General features: G+C 67.7%; 17 protein-coding genes. 10 read left to right on the top strand and 7 right to left on the bottom strand.

The features are described from left to right. Nucleotides 1-46: 46 nt before the first annotated feature. The gene (locus tag LGM71_RS14445) at nt 47-706 is read left to right on the top strand and encodes a glutathione S-transferase family protein (RefSeq protein ID WP_124624407.1); all 660 of its coding nucleotides are present in this window, start codon (nt 47-49) and stop codon (nt 704-706) included. A gap of 136 nt (nt 707-842) precedes the next feature. On the opposite strand, the gene LGM71_RS14440 is transcribed toward LGM71_RS14445, so the two are convergent. The 3 genes from LGM71_RS14440 to LGM71_RS14430 form a co-directional block, all read right to left on the bottom strand. After that, entirely contained in the window at nt 843-1538 is a 696-nt protein-coding gene (locus tag LGM71_RS14440) for a phosphatase PAP2 family protein (protein WP_059608079.1), read from the bottom strand. Between the two features lie 528 nt (nt 1539-2066). Next, a complete protein-coding gene (locus LGM71_RS14435) occupies nt 2067-2705 on the bottom strand; it encodes a 2-hydroxychromene-2-carboxylate isomerase (protein WP_174906842.1) in 639 nt (212 codons plus the stop codon). A gap of 133 nt (nt 2706-2838) precedes the next feature. Next, nucleotides 2839-3618 carry an IclR family transcriptional regulator gene (locus LGM71_RS14430; RefSeq protein WP_124901804.1) on the bottom strand — a complete coding sequence of 260 codons (780 nt, stop codon included), beginning with the start codon at nt 3616-3618 and terminating at the stop codon, nt 2839-2841. A 213-nt stretch (nt 3619-3831) separates the two neighbouring features. Between LGM71_RS14430 and LGM71_RS14425 the strand changes: the two genes are divergently transcribed. The 4 genes from LGM71_RS14425 (at nt 3832) to LGM71_RS14410 (ending at nt 8626) form a co-directional block, all read left to right on the top strand. After that, nucleotides 3832-4818 (top strand): hydroxymethylglutaryl-CoA lyase, encoded by a 987-nt coding sequence (locus LGM71_RS14425; RefSeq protein WP_226115211.1) that lies wholly within the window; start codon nt 3832-3834, stop codon nt 4816-4818. After that, nucleotides 4815-6110: a CaiB/BaiF CoA transferase family protein gene (locus LGM71_RS14420; protein WP_226115210.1), complete on the top strand. Its 1296-nt coding sequence runs from the start codon at nt 4815-4817 to the stop codon at nt 6108-6110. Before LGM71_RS14425 ends, LGM71_RS14420 begins: the two co-directional genes overlap by 4 nt. 85 nt (nt 6111-6195) lie before the next feature. Beyond that, entirely contained in the window at nt 6196-7500 is a 1305-nt protein-coding gene (locus LGM71_RS14415) for an MFS transporter (protein ID WP_226115209.1), read from the top strand. Between the two features lies 1 nt (nt 7501). Next, entirely contained in the window at nt 7502-8626 is a 1125-nt protein-coding gene (locus tag LGM71_RS14410) for an amidohydrolase family protein (RefSeq protein ID WP_226115208.1), read from the top strand. 25 nt (nt 8627-8651) lie between these two features. Here the strand turns inward: LGM71_RS14410 and LGM71_RS14405 are convergent, their stop codons facing one another. From LGM71_RS14405 to LGM71_RS14395, 3 genes are all read right to left on the bottom strand, one after another. Continuing rightward, the gene (locus LGM71_RS14405) at nt 8652-9128 is read right to left on the bottom strand and encodes an SRPBCC family protein (RefSeq protein WP_226115207.1); all 477 of its coding nucleotides are present in this window, start codon (nt 9126-9128) and stop codon (nt 8652-8654) included. A gap of 120 nt (nt 9129-9248) precedes the next feature. Next, entirely contained in the window at nt 9249-9734 is a 486-nt protein-coding gene (locus tag LGM71_RS14400; protein ID WP_226115206.1) for an SRPBCC family protein, read from the bottom strand. Then, nucleotides 9697-10074 carry an ArsR/SmtB family transcription factor gene (locus LGM71_RS14395; protein ID WP_124624388.1) on the bottom strand — a complete coding sequence of 126 codons (378 nt, stop codon included), beginning with the start codon at nt 10072-10074 and terminating at the stop codon, nt 9697-9699. The genes LGM71_RS14400 and LGM71_RS14395 overlap by 38 nt, the downstream gene beginning before the upstream one ends. A 196-nt stretch (nt 10075-10270) precedes the next feature. Between LGM71_RS14395 and LGM71_RS14390 the strand changes: the two genes are divergently transcribed. Both LGM71_RS14390 and LGM71_RS14385 read left to right on the top strand, forming a co-directional pair. Next, a complete protein-coding gene (locus tag LGM71_RS14390; protein ID WP_226115205.1) occupies nt 10271-10801 on the top strand; it encodes a GNAT family N-acetyltransferase in 531 nt (176 codons plus the stop codon). Nucleotides 10802-10979: 178 nt separating this feature from the next. Continuing rightward, the gene (locus tag LGM71_RS14385; protein ID WP_226115204.1) at nt 10980-11558 is read left to right on the top strand and encodes a hypothetical protein; all 579 of its coding nucleotides are present in this window, start codon (nt 10980-10982) and stop codon (nt 11556-11558) included. A 164-nt stretch (nt 11559-11722) separates the two neighbouring features. Here LGM71_RS14385 and fabV read toward each other — a convergent pair whose 3' ends face one another. Then, nucleotides 11723-12925 carry an enoyl-ACP reductase FabV gene (gene fabV / locus LGM71_RS14380; RefSeq protein ID WP_226115203.1) on the bottom strand — a complete coding sequence of 401 codons (1203 nt, stop codon included), beginning with the start codon at nt 12923-12925 and terminating at the stop codon, nt 11723-11725. A gap of 205 nt (nt 12926-13130) precedes the next feature. On the opposite strand from fabV, the gene LGM71_RS14375 reads away from it, so the two are divergent. From LGM71_RS14375 to LGM71_RS14365, 3 genes are all read left to right on the top strand, one after another. Continuing rightward, on the top strand, nt 13131-13664 hold the full coding sequence (locus LGM71_RS14375; RefSeq protein ID WP_006760784.1) for a GbsR/MarR family transcriptional regulator: 534 nt from the start codon (nt 13131-13133) through the stop codon (nt 13662-13664). Nucleotides 13665-13808: 144 nt separating this feature from the next. Further along, entirely contained in the window at nt 13809-15062 is a 1254-nt protein-coding gene (locus LGM71_RS14370; protein WP_226115202.1) for an SDR family oxidoreductase, read from the top strand. Next, nucleotides 15059-15529 (top strand): DUF2269 family protein, encoded by a 471-nt coding sequence (locus LGM71_RS14365; protein WP_226115201.1) that lies wholly within the window; start codon nt 15059-15061, stop codon nt 15527-15529. The genes LGM71_RS14370 and LGM71_RS14365 overlap by 4 nt, the downstream gene beginning before the upstream one ends. Nucleotides 15530-15590 lie beyond the last annotated feature (61 nt).

The raw sequence follows: 15590 nt of genomic DNA, 5'->3' as shown, positions 1-15590 counted from the left end.
GATCACATGGCGCTGCATGACGCAGCCGAAACCCGAGAGCCCCGCGATGACGCCGACGCTATACGCCCATCCCTTTTCGTCCTACTGCCAGAAGGTGCTGACCGCGCTGTACGAGAACGGCACGCCGTTCGCGTATCGCGTGCTCGCGCACGACGATCCGAAGCCGATGCAGGAACTGGCCGCGCTATGGCCGATGAAGCGTTTCCCGGTGCTCGTCGACGCGGGCCGTACCGTGATCGAGGCGACGATCATCGTCGAATACCTCGACCTCTACCATCCGGGCCCCGTGCGACTCGTGCCCGACGACCGGCGCGCGGCGCTGGAAGTGCGGACGATGGATCGCTTCTTCGACAACTATGTATCGACGCCGCAGCAGAAGGTCGTGTTCGATGCGCTGCGTCCGGCGCACGAGCGCGATGCGCGGGGTGTCGCCGACGCGCGCGCGATGCTCGAAACGTCGTATGCGTGGCTGGATCGCACGATGGCCGATCGCGAGTGGGCGGGCGGCGACCGCTTCAGCCTCGCCGACTGCGGCGCGGCGCCGTTCCTGTTCTACGCGGACTGGACGCACCGGATCGACCCGTCGTTCGCGAACGTGATCGCGTATCGCAAGCGGCTGCTTGCGCGGCCGTCGTTCGCGCGGGCGGTCGACGAAGCGCGGCCGTATCGTGCGTTCTTCCCGCTCGGCGCGCCCGATCGCGACTGACATGCGCGGCCGCGGGTGCCGACGCAGCGGCGACCTGACCGGCGGCGTGCGCATGGCGTGATGCCGCCGCGCAGGGCCGGCAGCGCGTGCCTGGGCGTCGTGACGACAGCAGCGGATGCATGGCGGCGCCGTCCCGTCACATCGCCGTATGCTTGACCGACTGCGCGAGCGTCAGCAGTTCGTCGAACTGCGTGATCAGCTCGAAACACAGCAGGAACGCGAGCGTATAGGCCGGCGCGGGGAAGCGCCGGATCGCCTCCAGCACCTGCGGCGCGAAGCGCGATCGAATCGCATCGCGCGTCAGCAGCCACGCGATTGCGATGCCGATCGCGGCACCGGCGATCAGGTCGGTGGGATAGTGATAGCCGAGATACGCGCGCGGCACGCAGATGAACACGACCGCATACAGCAGCGCGAGCACGCCGGCCCGGCGCGCGATGATGAAGATGCCTGTCGCGATCGCCATCCACAGCATCGCGTGATCGCTCGGAAACGAACTCCACGCCTGCAGCGTGGCCGCGCGCAGTTCCTCGGACGGGAAGTGCAGGTGCAGATCGGGGTTGTAGATCGGCCGCACGCGGAACGGCAGGACTTTCGCGAGCAGCCGGCCGAACGCGAGCGCGACGAGCCCGCTCGCGACCGTTGCGATGACCAGCTCGCGTTGCCGTTCGCGTTCCGGTCCCGGCTGGAACCACAGCCAGCACAGCACGGGGATGAGGATGAAGCCCTTGAACGTATAGAGGCCGGCGATCACACGGATCGCGTGATTCATCAGCGGTCCGAACGTGATGTGGGTGAGGAAGGTCTGGATCGCGGTGTCGAAATTGTTCATGTTCTGCGACCCCGGCGGACACGCAGCACATGACACGCGACCGGCAGGGATCAGGAAGCGCGCTCGCACGGGAGCGCAATGGGGGGCAAGTATGTCACCGGTAATTTCGAAGAAAATGGGAAAAAATACCGGGATTCCCCTTAGAAAACGCGATTTTCCGATGGGGCCGGATTGCGAATGACCGTGCGGCGCGGTCATGTCGAATCATCTGACGGTTGCGCGCGCGTTCACTGCGCATCGTCGAAAAATAATGTGTTGAACTGGATAATCCGGTGAGCGATCGCGCACTTGCATCGGATGACCGAATGCGCGTCGCATCCCGCGCGGATCTGCCGCGCTGCGCCGCGCCGCGAAGCACCGAACGAAAATAAAAAGAAAAGGTGTGCAAGCCGTGTTGGGCTGCCCGCTCCGCATTTGCCTGCAGCGCTCGCGCCCCAAGCGCTGCTCGTGGACTTCGTCGCGATGATGCGCGAAGCCGTGCCGCTGCTCGTCGAAGGGCGCGACACGCAAGCGTCGTCGCGCGTGTCGTCAACCGCGCCGGATACCTTCGGGCAACGCGCTGATGCGGCGCACTTCGGGCGAGTCGAGCCACGCGCGCGACGTCGCGCAGTCGACGAACATGTCGGTCGCGTCGTCGCCCCAGAACAGGTCGCCGTCGAGTTCGAAGGTCGGCACGCCGAACACGCCGTGCGCGATCGCCTGATCGGTATTCGCACGCAGCGCGTCCTTCACCGGTTGGGCTTCGACGGCCGTCACGCCTTCCGGAAAGCCGACCGCCTCGCACAGCGCGGCGAAGCCGTCCGGCGTCGATACGTCCTGGCCGTCGCGCCAGATGTGGCGGAAGATCCGCCGGATCGCCTCGGGCGAGCCGCCCATCGCGATCGCGAGACGCAGCGGCCGGATCGGGTTGAACGGATGGGCGGGCGGCATCCGGAACGGAATGCCGAGCTTGTCCGCGCGGTATTGCGCGTGGCGATACGTGAAGATGCGCTTCGCCGCGATCTCGGCCGGCGCCTTCTGGCCCCAGTGTGCGAGCAGCGCGCCGAGCACGATCGGCTTCGGCTCGTATGCGGCGGCAGGCGGTAATTGGTCGAACCGTTCCTGCTGCAGATACGCGAACGGCGAAACGAAATCGAAATACCAGGTGGCGGTGCGCGCGGCGTTCATCGTGGGGTTCCCTTGCGTGTCCGGACGGCGGTTGCATGTGCGGCGCCGTTCGACGGCGTGCTGCATGCGTCGACGGCCAGTGTCGCATGCGGCCGCCTTTTGCGCTGCCTCATCGCCGCATGCGCGCGGCCGGTTAGGGCTGGGCGGGGCCGTCCGGTACCGCGAATCGGGCGAGACTGTCGCGCACGGCTTGTGCATCGTAGCGCGCGCCTGCGCCGCCGAGCGCGACGGTCGCCTTCTGCGCGAGCGGCAACAGCATCGCGAGCGCCGCGGCCATCGCCGGCGCGGCGGCAAGCCGCGATTGCGGACCGGATACCGTCAATGCGCCGACGCAGTCGCCGGCCGCGCCGAACACCGGCACGGACGCCGACGCGGTTTCCGGGTCGCGCTCGCCGTAGGACGCTGCCCACAACTGTTCGCGCACGTCGTTCCAGCGCGCATCGTGCGGCTCGGTGAACGCGAGCAGCACCTTCCCCGACGCCCCTTGGTGAACCGGAAACTCCTCGCCGACCCGGATCGACACGCGCACCGTGCGCGTGGGTTCGACGCGGTAGAGCACCGAGCGCATGTCGCCATGGCGCACGTAGAACGATGCCGTCTCGCCGAGTTCGCGGCTGAGCGTCTCGAGCAACGGTTCGACGACCGGGCCGACCCGGAACGAGCGCTGATACAGCGCGGCAAGCCGCAACGGCTCGTGTCCGACCGCGTACTGGCCGTCGTCGAGCTTGCGCATGAAGCCGCCGTGCTCCAGCGCGGCGAGCAGGCGCAGGATCGTGCTCTTGTACAGCCCGGTGCGGCGCGACAGTTCCGCGAGCGACAGCCGGTCGTCGGTTTGCCCGAAAGCGTGGAGGATCGCGAACGCGCGATCGAGGACGGCGACGCCGCTGGAGGCTTCGGCCGACGAGTCGGGCATTTCGTCGGTGTGATCTGCGGGAATCGAGGTCGGGGGCACGGCGCGTTGTTCCTTTCGGTGGCGGTTGATCGACTATATCGTTCTGCCTGACAGAACTCAAGTTCCAAAAAATCGCAATTTCACGGGTATACCCCGCTTACAGGCGATTCGACACGCCTCTAAAGTTCCGTCAAACAGAACGATGTTCTTTCAGATAGAACTTTGAGGTGTCGAATGCGTGTTTCCGAAAGTCCGAAGGTGCTGGTCAGCGAGGTCGGTCCGCGTGACGGCCTGCAGAGCATCAAGGCCGTGATGCCGACGGCCGACAAGTTGCGTTGGATCACCGCGCTCGCCGAAGCCGGGCTGCGCGAGATCGAGGTCGGGTCGTTCGTGCCCGCGCGGCTGTTGCCGCAGATGGCCGACGTGCGGGAAGTCGTTGCCCATGCGCTCTCGATTCCGGGGCTGCACGTCGCCGCGCTCGCGCCGAACCTGCGGGGCGCCGAAAGCGCGTTCGACGCGGGGGTTCACAAGCTGACGTTGCCGGTATCGGTGACCGAAGCGCACTCGCTCGCGAACATCCGCAAGACGCCGGCGCAGATGATCGACGAAGTGCGCGCGATCGTCGCGCTGCGCGATGCGCGTTTTCCGTCGGTGCAGATCGAGGCGGGCGTGTCGGTGGCGTTCGGCTGCACGATCGCCGGCGCGGTCGCCGACGACGAGACGATCGCGATGGCCGTCGCGATGGCCGAATGCGGCGTCGACGAGATCGGCCTGTCCGATACGAGCGGCTACGCGAACCCGGCTCAGGTGCGCCGGCTGTTCATGCGCCTGCGGCGCGAAGTCGGCGGCAAGGCCGGCGGCGCGCACTTCCACAACACGCGCGGGCAGGGGCTCGCCAACGTCGTCGCGGCGCTCGACGCAGGCGTGACGACGCTCGACGCGAGCCTCGGCGGCCTGGGCGGTTGCCCGTATGCGCCCGGCGCGACCGGCAACGTCGTGACCGAGGACCTGGTGTTCCTGCTGGAGTCGATGGGGTACGACACGGGCATCGACGTCGACGCGCTGCTCGCCGCGCGCGCGATCCTGCAGGCGGCGCTGCCGGCCGAGGCGCTGTACGGCCACGTGCCGGACGCGGGGTTGCCGAAGGGTTTTCATTATGCGGACGGCCGTGCGCCGACCGCGGCCCAGCCGGAAGGCTGCCTGACCGGAGTCGCGCAATGAACGATCGCCAACCGGCTTCGCCGCTGCCGTACGAAGGCGTGCGCGTGATCGAGATGACGCACATGGTGATGGGCCCGACCTGCGGCATGCTGCTCGCGGATCTCGGTGCGGAAGTCATCAAGATCGAACCGATCGCGGGCGACAGCACGCGTGCGTTGCGCGGTTCCGGCGCGGGTTTCTTCGGAATGTTCAACCGCAACAAGAAGAGCATGGCGGTCGACGTGAAGGATCCGCGCGGGCTCGAGATCGTGCGGCGGCTCGTCGCGACGGCGGACGTGTTCAGCGAGAACTTCAAGAGCGGCACGATGGACCGGCTCGGCCTCGGTTATCCCGCGCTGTCCTCGCTGAATCCGCGCCTGGTGTACGTGTCGCACAAGGGCTTCCTGCCGGGCCCGTACGAACATCGCACCGCGCTCGACGAAGTCGTGCAGATGATGGGCGGCCTCGCGTACATGACGGGCCCCGAAGGACGGCCGCTGCGTGCGGGGTCGAGCGTGAACGACATCATGGGCGGGATGTTCGGCGCGATCGGCGCGATGGCCGCGCTCGCGCAGCGCGAACGCACCGGCCGCGGGCAGCAGGTGCAGAGCTCGCTGTTCGAGAACAACGTGTTCCTCGTCGCGCAGCACATGATGCAGTTCGCGGTGACGGGGCAGGCCGCGTCGCCGATGCCGAGCCGGATCTCCGCATGGGCGGTCTATGACGTGTTCTCCGTCAAGGATAACGAACAGATCTTTCTTGCGGTGGTGTCGGACACGCAGTGGGCGCTGTTCTGCGACGCGTTCGGTTTCGCCGCGCTGAAGGACGATGCGCGCCTCGCAACGAACAACCTTCGCGTGCAGGCCCGCGACTGGCTGCTGCCCGAACTGCGTGCGCGGCTCGCCGCGCATTCGGCTGCGGAGATCGGCGCGATCTTCGAATCGATCGGCCTGCCGTATGCGCCGATCACGAAGCCGCAGGACTTGTTCGACGATCCGCATCTGCTGGCGACGGGCGGCCTCGAAGCCGTGACGCTGCCGGCCGATGCGAGCAGCGCCGGCCGCCCGGTCGCCACGCGCACCGCGATGCTGCCGCTCACGCTCGCGGGCGAGCGCCTGCGGCTGCGCTCGGCGCCGCCCGCGCTCGGCCAGGACACCAGTGCGCTGCTCGGCGAGCTCGGCTATACGCCGGACGACGCGCGGGCGCTGATCGAAGCCGGCGTCGTCGCGGGGCGGCACGCGCACGGCGCGCACGATCAACCGCCGGCCATGCCGGGCGATGTGCCGTCGCCGAACGAAGTGGCGAGCGCGTAGCGCCGCCGCGATCCATCGAACGAACAAAGGGCATCCCGGCCGCGCGATCGTGCGGGCGCGGACCGCCGCATCCACGGAGACAACCATGACATCCGCTTCCCCGGCGCTGGCCGCCGATCGCGAGACCGACGCGACGATCGAGCAACGGGCCGTGCGCAAGGCCGCATGGCGCTTCATTCCGCTGCTCGCGCTCGCGTATTTCTTCAACTATCTCGACCGCACGAGCGTCGGGTTCGCGGCGCTGACGATGAACCGCGATCTCGGCTTGACCGCCACGCAGTTCGGCTGGGGCGCGGGGATCATGTTCGCCGGCTATTGCCTGTTCGAAGTACCGAGCAATCTCGCGCTGTACCGCTTCGGTGCGCGGCGCTGGCTGGCTCGCATCATGATCACGTGGGGATTGATCGCGGCGGCGACCGCGCTCGCGGCGGGCCCGGCCAGTTTCTATGTGATCCGGCTGCTGCTCGGCATCGGCGAGGCCGGTTTTTTCCCGGGCGTGATCTTTTTCCTCGCCGTGTGGTTTCCGGCGAGTTACCGCACGCGCGTGCTCGCGTGGTTCACCGTGTCGACGCCGCTGTCGTCGCTGATCGGCGGTCCGCTGTCGACGTGGCTGCTGCAGCTGGACGGCGCGCTCGGTCTCGCGGGCTGGAAGTGGATGTTCATCGTCGAAGGGCTGCCCGCGTGCGCGCTCGGCTTTCTCGTCCTGAAGCTGCTGTCCGATTCCCCGGCCACGGCCGCCTGGCTGTCGGACGACGAGCGCGCCGCACTGCAGAGCGCGTTCGAGCGCGAAGGCGCCGCCGGCCGCAAGAAGCGTTTCGGCGTCGCGTTGCGCGACGTGCGCGTGTACCTGCTCGCGCTGATCTCGTTCGGCTTCACGATGGGCTCGTACGGCATCGGCATCTGGCTGCCGCAGATGCTGAAGGCGCACGGGATGTCGACGATGCAGACCGGCTGGCTGTCCGCGGTGCCTTACTTCTTCGCGACGATCGCGCTGCTGTGGTGGGCGAAGCGGGTGGACCGGCGCGGCGGCCCGATCGCGAACCTCGCGATCGGTCTCGCCATCGGCGCGGTGGCGCTCGGCGTGTCGACCCATTTCCTGACGCTCGGGCCGGCGCTCGTCGGCATCACGCTCGCGCTGGTCGGCACGATTGCCGGACGCACGATCTTCTATACGCTGCCTTCGCGCTTCCTGTCCGGCGAGGCCGCGGCCGGCGGACTCGCGCTGATCAATTCGATCGGCGCGCTCGGCGGATTCGCGGGCCCGTATCTGGTCGGCTACCTGAAGGACAGCTTCGGCACCTTCACGGCCGGGATGCTCGGCCTCGCGATCGTGCTGGCGCTCACGACGCTGCTGACGCTGTCGCTGTACGCGTTCGACCGGAGCGAATGACATGGCCATCTCGATCAAACGACGCCGCTTGCTCGGTGCGGCCGCCGCATCGCTCGCACTGCCCGCATGTGCCGAGATGCGCGCGCCGGCTGAAAACGGAGCTTCCCGCATGACGACGCAAAGCAACTATCTCGCGGTGCGCAACGACTGGCTTGCCTCGGCGCTCGAGCCCGCGCTCGAACCGGATCTGCCGATCGTCGATGCGCACCATCACTTCTACGAGCGGCCGGGCTGGATCTACATGCTCGACGACTATCTTCAGGATGCGCGCGCCGGACACAACATCCAGGCCTCCGTCTACATGCAGGCGCTGACGCGCTATCGCGATGCCGGGCCGGTCGAACTGAAGCCTGTCGGCGAGACGGCATACGTGGCCGGCGCGACGGAGCCGCTGCAGCGAAGCGGTCCGGCCGTCGCGAAAGGCATCGTCGGGCATGCGGACCTGCGGCTCGGCGCACGCGTGCGCGACGTGCTCGAAGCGCATCTCGATGCGGGGCGCGGACGCTTTCGCGGCGTGCGGCACCTGAGCACGTGGGATGCCGACCCGTCGCTCGCCAACCCGTTGTCGGCGGTGCCGCGCGGGCTGCTGCTCGATCCCGCGTACCGGGCCGGCGTCGCGCAGCTCGCGCCGCTCGGGTTGTCGTACGACGCGTGGCTGTTCTTTCCTCAGTTGCCGGAGTTGTTCGATCTCGCGAAGGCGAACCCCGATACGCGGATCGTCGTCAATCACTGTGGCGGCGTCGTGCGGATCGCGAGCTATGCGGACAAGCGGCCGGAAGTCTTCGAGCGCTGGCGGACATCGATGCGCGAACTTGCCCGGCTGCCGAACGTATTCGTGAAGGTCGGTGGCCTCGGCATGCGGATCAACGGCTTCGATTTTGAGAAGGGCGCGCGGCCGCCGTCGTCCGAACAGCTCGCCGACGCATGGAAGCCGTGGATGCTCACGTGCATCGAGGCGTTCGGCGCCGAGCGCTGCATGTTCGAGAGCAATTTCCCGGTCGACAAGGGTTCGTATTCGTACGTGAACGGCTGGAACGCGTTCAAGCGGTTGACCGCGCATGCGGGCCCGAGCGAGCGCGATGCGCTGTTCCGCGGGACCGTCACGCGCGCGTACCGGCTCGGCTGATGCGTCCTGCGCCCGTCGCCTCGCGCTAGCCCGTCTCGACCAACGCGGCCAGCCGGGCGAGCGCCATTTGCCAGCCGGCTTCGTTGTCGGCGGCCGGCACGCCGGGCGGCACACCGTCATGTACCGCATCGATGCGTGTGCCGCCTGCTTCGTCGGACAGCATGATCGTGACCGTCATCGCGCCGCGCAGCATCGGATCGTCGGTTTCGAACACGTCGATTTCGACGATCTTCTGGTCCGGCACGAGCGTCACGAAGCGGCCGTGATAGGTGTCGGTGTGCGCGGTGGTCTTGCCGGTGCCGTCCGAAGGTGCGTCGTAGCTCAGCGACACGCGCAGCGCGCCGCCTTCGCGCGCGTCGTATGCGTGCACGCGGCACGTCATGCCGTCAGGCACTTTCCATTGTTCGACGGCGCGCGGATCGAGCAGCGCGCGGTAGACGCACCCGCGCGGCGCGTTCAGGTGCCGGCTGACCCGGGTCGAATGCGTGTGCATGTGCAGCATATGGCCTCCCGCGGAACGCGCACGACGGCGCACGCCGGATGCCGGCGTCTGGTCATGCGCCCTTCAGGAATCCTAGGCGCGCGCGCGGCCGCATGCAATGGCCCGCGCATGCGGCCGCATTCAGCGCAACGCGGCCGCGAATTCGTCGAGCTGCGTGATGCAGATGTTCCAGCCATCGAAAAAGCCGAGGGCCTCGTGCCGCTCGCGCGTGGCGGCATCAGGGTGCATCACGCGCGCCTCGTAGCGGCAGCCGGCGTCGTCGTCGGCCATCGTGATGACGGCCGTGAAGCCCAGCCACGGCACCTGCGGCCGCCAGCCGCCCGTGAGCATCGACGTGAATGCGATTCGCGCTTCCGGCACGATGTCGAGGAAGCAGCCGGGATTGTCGCTCGTGCCGCCGTCGGGGCCGCGCATGAACGTGTGGAAGGCGCCGCCCGGGCGCAGGTCGAACGCGTGCACTTCGGTGGTCCACGGTTTCGGGCACCACCATTGCTTCAGCAATTCCGGGTCGGTCCATGCGCGCCAGAGTGCGTGGCGCGGCGCGCGCAGCGTGCGCGTGATGACGAGGTCATGGGCTTCGGCGGGGTCGACGTGGCTGGCTGACATGCGCTTGCTCCTCCTGGTGACGGCGTTCGACGAATTCCACGAGACGATCGGAGCGCGCTTCCCAGTGCGCGCGCTGCGCGGCGAGCCACTGCTCCGCCTCCGCCAGCCGGCCGGCGACCAGCTCGCAGGTGCGCGAGCGGCCAGTCTTCCGGGTCGTGACGAGGCCGCTGCGCTCGAGCACCGCGAGATGCTTCATGAACGATGGCAGCGCCATGTCGAACGGCGCGGCCAGTGCCGAAACGGTCCGCCCGCCATTGCCGAGCGCGCCGACGATCGCGCAGCGTGTCGGATCGGCGAGTGCGTGGAATACGTCGCTGATGCCGGGTTGAAAGTTAGCCATGTGGCTAAGCATAGGCGATTCAGCCGGATTTTTCATCGCGTAGCATGATGGGGCGGTAACACGCGCCAATCGGGCCGGGTGCCGTGTTGCCGTGCACCGGCCGCCGTTGTGCATGCATCGACCGCACGCCGGCGTTCCATTCGATCCGGGCGCGCGCCGACCGAACGCGTGCCCCACCTGATATACCGGAGAGGGTATGACCGAACCCGTGACCGTGCGCCGCCTCGATGCGAGCGAAGCGCATGCGCGCATCGACGCGCTGGCCGACGTGCTGATCGATTGCGTCGAGGGCGGCGCGTCCGTCAGTTTCATGTTGCCGATCGAGCGTTCAACCGCCGTTGCGTTCTGGACGCGCGTCGCCGATGGCGTCGCGGGCGGCGAGCGCATCCTGCTCATCGCCGAGGACGTCGCCGGCCGGATCGTCGGCACCGTTCAGGTCGTGACCGCGCAGCCGGAGAACCAGCCGCATCGCGCGGACATCGCGAAGATGCTCGTGTCGCGCCATGCACGCCGGCAGGGGATCGCGGCGCGGCTGCTGACGGCTGCCGACGAAGCCGCGCGCGATGCCGGCAAGACCGTGCTCGTGCTCGACACCGTGACGGGCGGCGATGCCGAGCGCCTGTACGAGCGGGCCGGCTGGCAGCGCGTCGGCGTCGTGCCGAACTTCGCGCTGATGCCCGACGGCGCATTGTGCGCGACGACGTATTTTCACAAGCAGCTCGTGTAACCGGGCTGGATGCGATCGCACTCCGGTTCGCGATCGGCGCGCAGTGCGGCGGAGCGGGGCCGTGGGCCGGACGCCGGACGCTGGACGCCGAGCGGAAAAATGTCGGACGGCGACTGCGCCGCTCCGATATATTCGTGCTGGAACACGCCACCGCCATGCCAACGGAATCGCCGCCTCGATGAAACGCTCCCATGTCGCCTTCGCCCTCACGGGCCTGCTCGTCGCGGTGCCGATTGCCGCCTATGCGCTCGTCAAGCCGCTACGCATCGTCGCGCCCGCGCTGCTTCCCGGCGTGTCGTGCCCCAGCGCGGACATCTGCACGGACGATGCCGCGAAGTTCGGCGCCGCGCAGCAGCTCTATCGCGACGGTTATGCGCGCGCGGCGGCGGCCGTGGGCCCGTTTCGCGAGGCACCGCGCGTCGTATTCTGCTCGACGCGCGAGTGTGCCGACATGTTCGGTCTGGGCGAACGCGCGGCATTGACGCTCGGGGATTTCGGCGTGATCGTCGCGCCGCGCGGCTGGCAGACCTACTTTCTTGCGCACGAGCTGATCCATCATCGTCAGGCCGAAGTGCTCGGCAACTTCGCGGTGGCGACCAAGCCGCGCTGGCTGATCGAGGGGATGGCCTATGCGCTCAGCGACGATCCGCGTCATCCGCTGAAGGAGCCGTTCGAGTCGTGGCGCGCGCGTTTCGGCGCGTGGCATGCGGCGCTGGGCGGACAGCCGCTGTGGGATGCCGCAAGGGCGGTGGAATAACGCGGGTCGCGATCGCCCGATCCGCGGATGGCGCCGCCGACGTGCTCGCACGGCAAGTGCGAACCGCGCTGTCGGCGGACGTGTCCGCACGGGGTGACGCCGTTCGGGCTTTGCTGCTGGAGAGTCGGCCCGCCGCCACGCGTCGTGCGCGGCGGGCCCGGTCGTCAGACCGTGGTGTCGATGATGCCCGGGATCTTCACGTCCGGGTTCACGTCCGCGTCGTAGTCGACGCCGGCGATCTCGAAGCCGAACAGGCGCAGGAACTCGGTCTTGTAGCCGGCGAAGTCGGTCATCTCGTACAGATTCTCGTTCGTCACCTTGTCCCACATGGCGACGACCTCGGCCTGCACTTGCGGATCGAGTTCCTTGTAGTCCGCGCGCAGGCGGCCTTCGTCGTCGATGTGCGGCGTCGCGCCGTACATGCTGTCCTTCAGGAGCCCGTACACCTGCTCGATGCAGCCTTCGTGCGTGCCCTTTTCCTTCATCACCTTGAACAGCAGCGACAGGTAGAGCGGCATCATCGGGATCGCCGAGCTCGCCTGCGTGACGACGGCCTTGAGCACCGACACGCGGGCATCGCCGCCGTGCGCGGCCAGCTTGTCGCGGATCGACAGCACCTTCTTGTCGAGATCCTTCTTCGCTTCGCCGATCGAGCCGTTCCAGTAGATGTCGTGCGTGATCTGCTCGCCGAGATACGTGAACGCGGTCGTCTTCGCGCCGTCGGCCAGCACGCCGGCTTCAGCGAGCGCGTCGATCCACATCTGCCAGTCCTCGCCGCCCATCACGGCGACGGTGCCGTCGATCTCTTCCTGCGTCGCCGGCTCGAGCGAGACTTCGCGGATCACTTCCTTGTCGGTGTCGAGGCCGCGGAACGTGACCGACTTGCCGACCGGCTTCAGCGTCGAGCTGATCGTTTCGCCCGTCTTCGGATGCGTGCGGCGCGGTGCCGCGAGGCTGTAGACGACCAGGTCGACCTTGCCGAGATCCTGCTTGATGGTGTCGATCGTGATCTGCTTGACCTTGTCGGAGAATGCGTCGCCGTTGATGCTGCGCGCATAGAGCCCCTTTTGCGCGGCGAACTTCTCGAACGCGGCGCTGTTGTACCAGCCGGCGGTGCCCGGCTTCGTTTCGCTGCCGGCGCGCTCGAAGAACACGCCCAGCGTGTCCGCGCCCGAGCCGAACGCGGCCGAGATCCGGGCGGCGAGGCCATAGCCCGTCGACGCGCCGATCACGAGCACCTTCTTCGGGCCGTTGGCGATCGGGCCGTGCGAAGTCACGTAGTCGATCTGTTCCTTGACGTTGGCTTCGCAGCCGACCGGATGAGTCGTCACGCAGATGAAGCCACGCACGCGCGGTTTGATGATCATGGAAACCTCTATTCAGAAAGGCGGGGGACGGCCTGAAATCGGAAAAATCCCGCGCATTGTAATGGAAGCGGGCGGGCAGGGCGGGAAACGCGGGCGGTGGCGGCATTCGCAGTTGCGCGGGGTCGGACCATCGACGCGGCGATTTGCGTAGCGGCCAGATATTTCTCTCTTGACAGAAATAACTGAAAAAACTAAATTTCCCGACATGGAACTCACACCGATTGCCGAACGATTCATCCTCCACTGGGGCGAAATGGGCTCGCGGTGGGGCGTCAACCGCACTGTCTCGCAGATTCATGCGCTGCTGTACCTGGCCGGAAGGCCGGTCGCGGCCGACGAGATCGCCGAGACGCTCAACGTCGCGCGCTCCAACGTCAGCACGAGCCTGAAGGAGTTGCAGGCGTGGCGGCTCGCGAAGGTCGTGCACGTGCTGGGTGATCGCCGCGATCACTTCGAGACGTCGACCGACATCTGGGAACTGTTCAAGCTGATCGTCGAAGGGCGGCGGCAACGCGAGATCGAACCGACGCTCACGGTGCTGCGCGATTGTCTGACGAGCCCCGAGATCGCCGACGAGAGCCGCGAAACCGAACAGCGCATTCGCGACACGCTGCAGTTCGTCGAGACGCTCACGACCTGGTCGGACGAGATGCTGCGGCTCAAGCCCGACACGCTGATGAAGGCGCTCGGGATCGGCGCGAAGATCAGCCAGACGGTCAGGCGCAAGTCGTCGAAGTAGGCGGCACCGGACGTGCGGGCACGCAGCCCGCTTTTTTTTGGATTCAATATTTCTGTCGTTACAGAAATAACTGTACAGAGAGGATGAAAAAATGAACGAGATCATGCTGTCGATCCGCCGGCATTCCGCATCGCGGAGTGCGACATGAACATCCTCGTCTGCGGCGCGAACGGCTTCATCGGGCGGGCGCTGAGCGCGCGGCTCGAGGCCGGCGGCCATCGCGTGCTGCGCGGCGTGCGGCATGCGGTCGGCGCGCACGACGTCGCGATCGACTTCGCGAAGGATGTCGATCCCGACGCGTGGCTCGCCCGGCTGGATGGCGTCGACGTGGTGATCAATGCGGTCGGGATCATCGCCGACCGGCGTGATGCGACGTTCGACACCGTGCATCGCGCGGCGCCCTGCGCGCTCTTCACCGCATGCTGCCGTGCCCGCGTGCGACGCGTGATCCAGATCTCGGCGCTGGGCGTCGAGCGCGGCGACACGCCGTATTTCGCCAGCAAGCACGCGGCCGACACCTTCCTGCAGACGCTGCCGCTCGATTACCGGATCGTGCGTCCGGCGCTCGTCTACGGAACCGCCGGCACGTCCGCCCGGTTCTTTCGGATGCTCGCGAGCCTCCCCGTGCACGTGTTGCCTGCGGGCGGCCATCAGCGGCTGCGCCCCGTGCACGTCGACGATCTCGCCGAGCTCGTCGCGCGGCTCGTCGATGCGCCGGCGGCCGGCCGTCCGGTCATCGACGCGGTCGGTGCCGACGAAGTCGAGTATCGCGAGATGCTGAGCGTCTATCGCGCCGCGCTGGGTTTCCCGCCGGCGGCGCGCGTCGCGCTGCCGAGCCCGCTGGTCGGCACGGCGGCCGCGCTGCTCGGCACGATGCCGGGCGCGATGCTGACCCGCGACACGTGGACGATGCTGCGCGGCGGCAATACCGGAGATCCCGCCGCGCTCGCGGCCGTGCTTGGCCGGCCGCCGCGCGGGCTGCGCGATTTCATCGGCGCGAACGCGGCCGCGCTGCGCTGCGATGCGCTCGCGATGTGGCGGCGGCCGCTGCTGCTCGGCGCGCTCGCGATCGTCTGGATCTGGACGGCCATCGCCAGCGCGTTCATTCATCCGCGGCACGACAGCCTCGCTATGCTCGCCCGCGCCCACCTGAGCGGACTGCCCGCGCTGATCGCGCTCTACGGCGCATGCGCGCTGGACTTCGCGTTCGGCGTGGCGACCGTCGCCGCGCCGTCCCGCCGTCTGTGGGCCGCGCAAGGCGCGCTGATCGTCGCGTATTCGGCCGTCATCGCGGCCACGATGCCTGGCCTGCTCGCCGAGCCGTTCGGCCCCGTGCTGAAGAACGTGCCGATTCTCGCGATCCTGTTGATCCTCTTTTCAGAAGAAGAACACGCATGAGCACCTATCTCGTGATCAAGACGCTGCATATCCTGTCCTCGGTGCTGATGGTCGGTACGGGCTTCGGCACCGCGTTCTACCTGTTCTTCGCGAACCGCACGTGCTCCGTGCCGGCGATCGCCGCCGTGTCGCGCCTCGTGGTGCGCGCGGACTGGTGGTTCACGACGCCGGCCGTGCTGTTCCAGCCCGCGTCCGGGCTGTGGCTCGCGCATACGGCCGGCTGGCCGTGGGCGACGCCGTGGCTGATCGCGTCGATCGTGCTGTATGCGGTCGCGGGCGCGTGCTGGCTGCCGGTCGTGTGGCTCCAGATCGAGCTGGCCGCGATGGCGAAGCTCGCGCATGCGAATGGCGATGCCGAGCTGCCGGCGCGCTACTGGCGTTATGCGAAGCGCTGGGAGCTGCTGGGCTATCCGGCGTTCTTCGCGATGCTGAGCGTGTATTTTCTGATGGTGGTCAAGCCTATGTAAGCGAAGCAGCGGGGCCGCGCGCAGCGGTTTCGCCTGACGGCCTGTCGATTCCCGTGCGCTC

The organism is Burkholderia sp. AU33545, assembly GCF_020419685.1.
Classification (GTDB): domain Bacteria; phylum Pseudomonadota; class Gammaproteobacteria; order Burkholderiales; family Burkholderiaceae; genus Burkholderia; species Burkholderia diffusa.
The sequence above is the reverse complement of the archived record's forward strand: the minus strand, read 5'-3'. Positions and strand labels throughout refer to the sequence as shown.

Coding starts and splice junctions, on each gene's coding strand:
- LGM71_RS14390 (WP_226115205.1), top strand. CDS start 10,271: ATGACCGAACCCGTGACCGTGCGCCGCCTCGATGCGAGCGAAGCGCAT.
- LGM71_RS14365 (WP_226115201.1), top strand. CDS start 15,059: ATGAGCACCTATCTCGTGATCAAGACGCTGCATATCCTGTCCTCGGTG.
- LGM71_RS14370 (WP_226115202.1), top strand. CDS start 13,809: ATGAACATCCTCGTCTGCGGCGCGAACGGCTTCATCGGGCGGGCGCTG.
- LGM71_RS14415 (WP_226115209.1), top strand. CDS start 6,196: ATGACATCCGCTTCCCCGGCGCTGGCCGCCGATCGCGAGACCGACGCG.
- LGM71_RS14410 (WP_226115208.1), top strand. CDS start 7,502: ATGGCCATCTCGATCAAACGACGCCGCTTGCTCGGTGCGGCCGCCGCA.
- LGM71_RS14385 (WP_226115204.1), top strand. CDS start 10,980: ATGAAACGCTCCCATGTCGCCTTCGCCCTCACGGGCCTGCTCGTCGCG.
- LGM71_RS14440 (WP_059608079.1), bottom strand. CDS start 1,538: ATGAACAATTTCGACACCGCGATCCAGACCTTCCTCACCCACATCACG.
- LGM71_RS14445 (WP_124624407.1), top strand. CDS start 47: ATGACGCCGACGCTATACGCCCATCCCTTTTCGTCCTACTGCCAGAAG.
- LGM71_RS14375 (WP_006760784.1), top strand. CDS start 13,131: ATGGAACTCACACCGATTGCCGAACGATTCATCCTCCACTGGGGCGAA.
- LGM71_RS14425 (WP_226115211.1), top strand. CDS start 3,832: ATGCGTGTTTCCGAAAGTCCGAAGGTGCTGGTCAGCGAGGTCGGTCCG.
- LGM71_RS14435 (WP_174906842.1), bottom strand. CDS start 2,705: ATGAACGCCGCGCGCACCGCCACCTGGTATTTCGATTTCGTTTCGCCG.
- LGM71_RS14430 (WP_124901804.1), bottom strand. CDS start 3,618: ATGCCCGACTCGTCGGCCGAAGCCTCCAGCGGCGTCGCCGTCCTCGAT.
- LGM71_RS14420 (WP_226115210.1), top strand. CDS start 4,815: ATGAACGATCGCCAACCGGCTTCGCCGCTGCCGTACGAAGGCGTGCGC.
- LGM71_RS14400 (WP_226115206.1), bottom strand. CDS start 9,734: ATGTCAGCCAGCCACGTCGACCCCGCCGAAGCCCATGACCTCGTCATC.
- fabV (WP_226115203.1), bottom strand. CDS start 12,925: ATGATCATCAAACCGCGCGTGCGTGGCTTCATCTGCGTGACGACTCAT.
- LGM71_RS14395 (WP_124624388.1), bottom strand. CDS start 10,074: ATGGCTAACTTTCAACCCGGCATCAGCGACGTATTCCACGCACTCGCC.
- LGM71_RS14405 (WP_226115207.1), bottom strand. CDS start 9,128: ATGCTGCACATGCACACGCATTCGACCCGGGTCAGCCGGCACCTGAAC.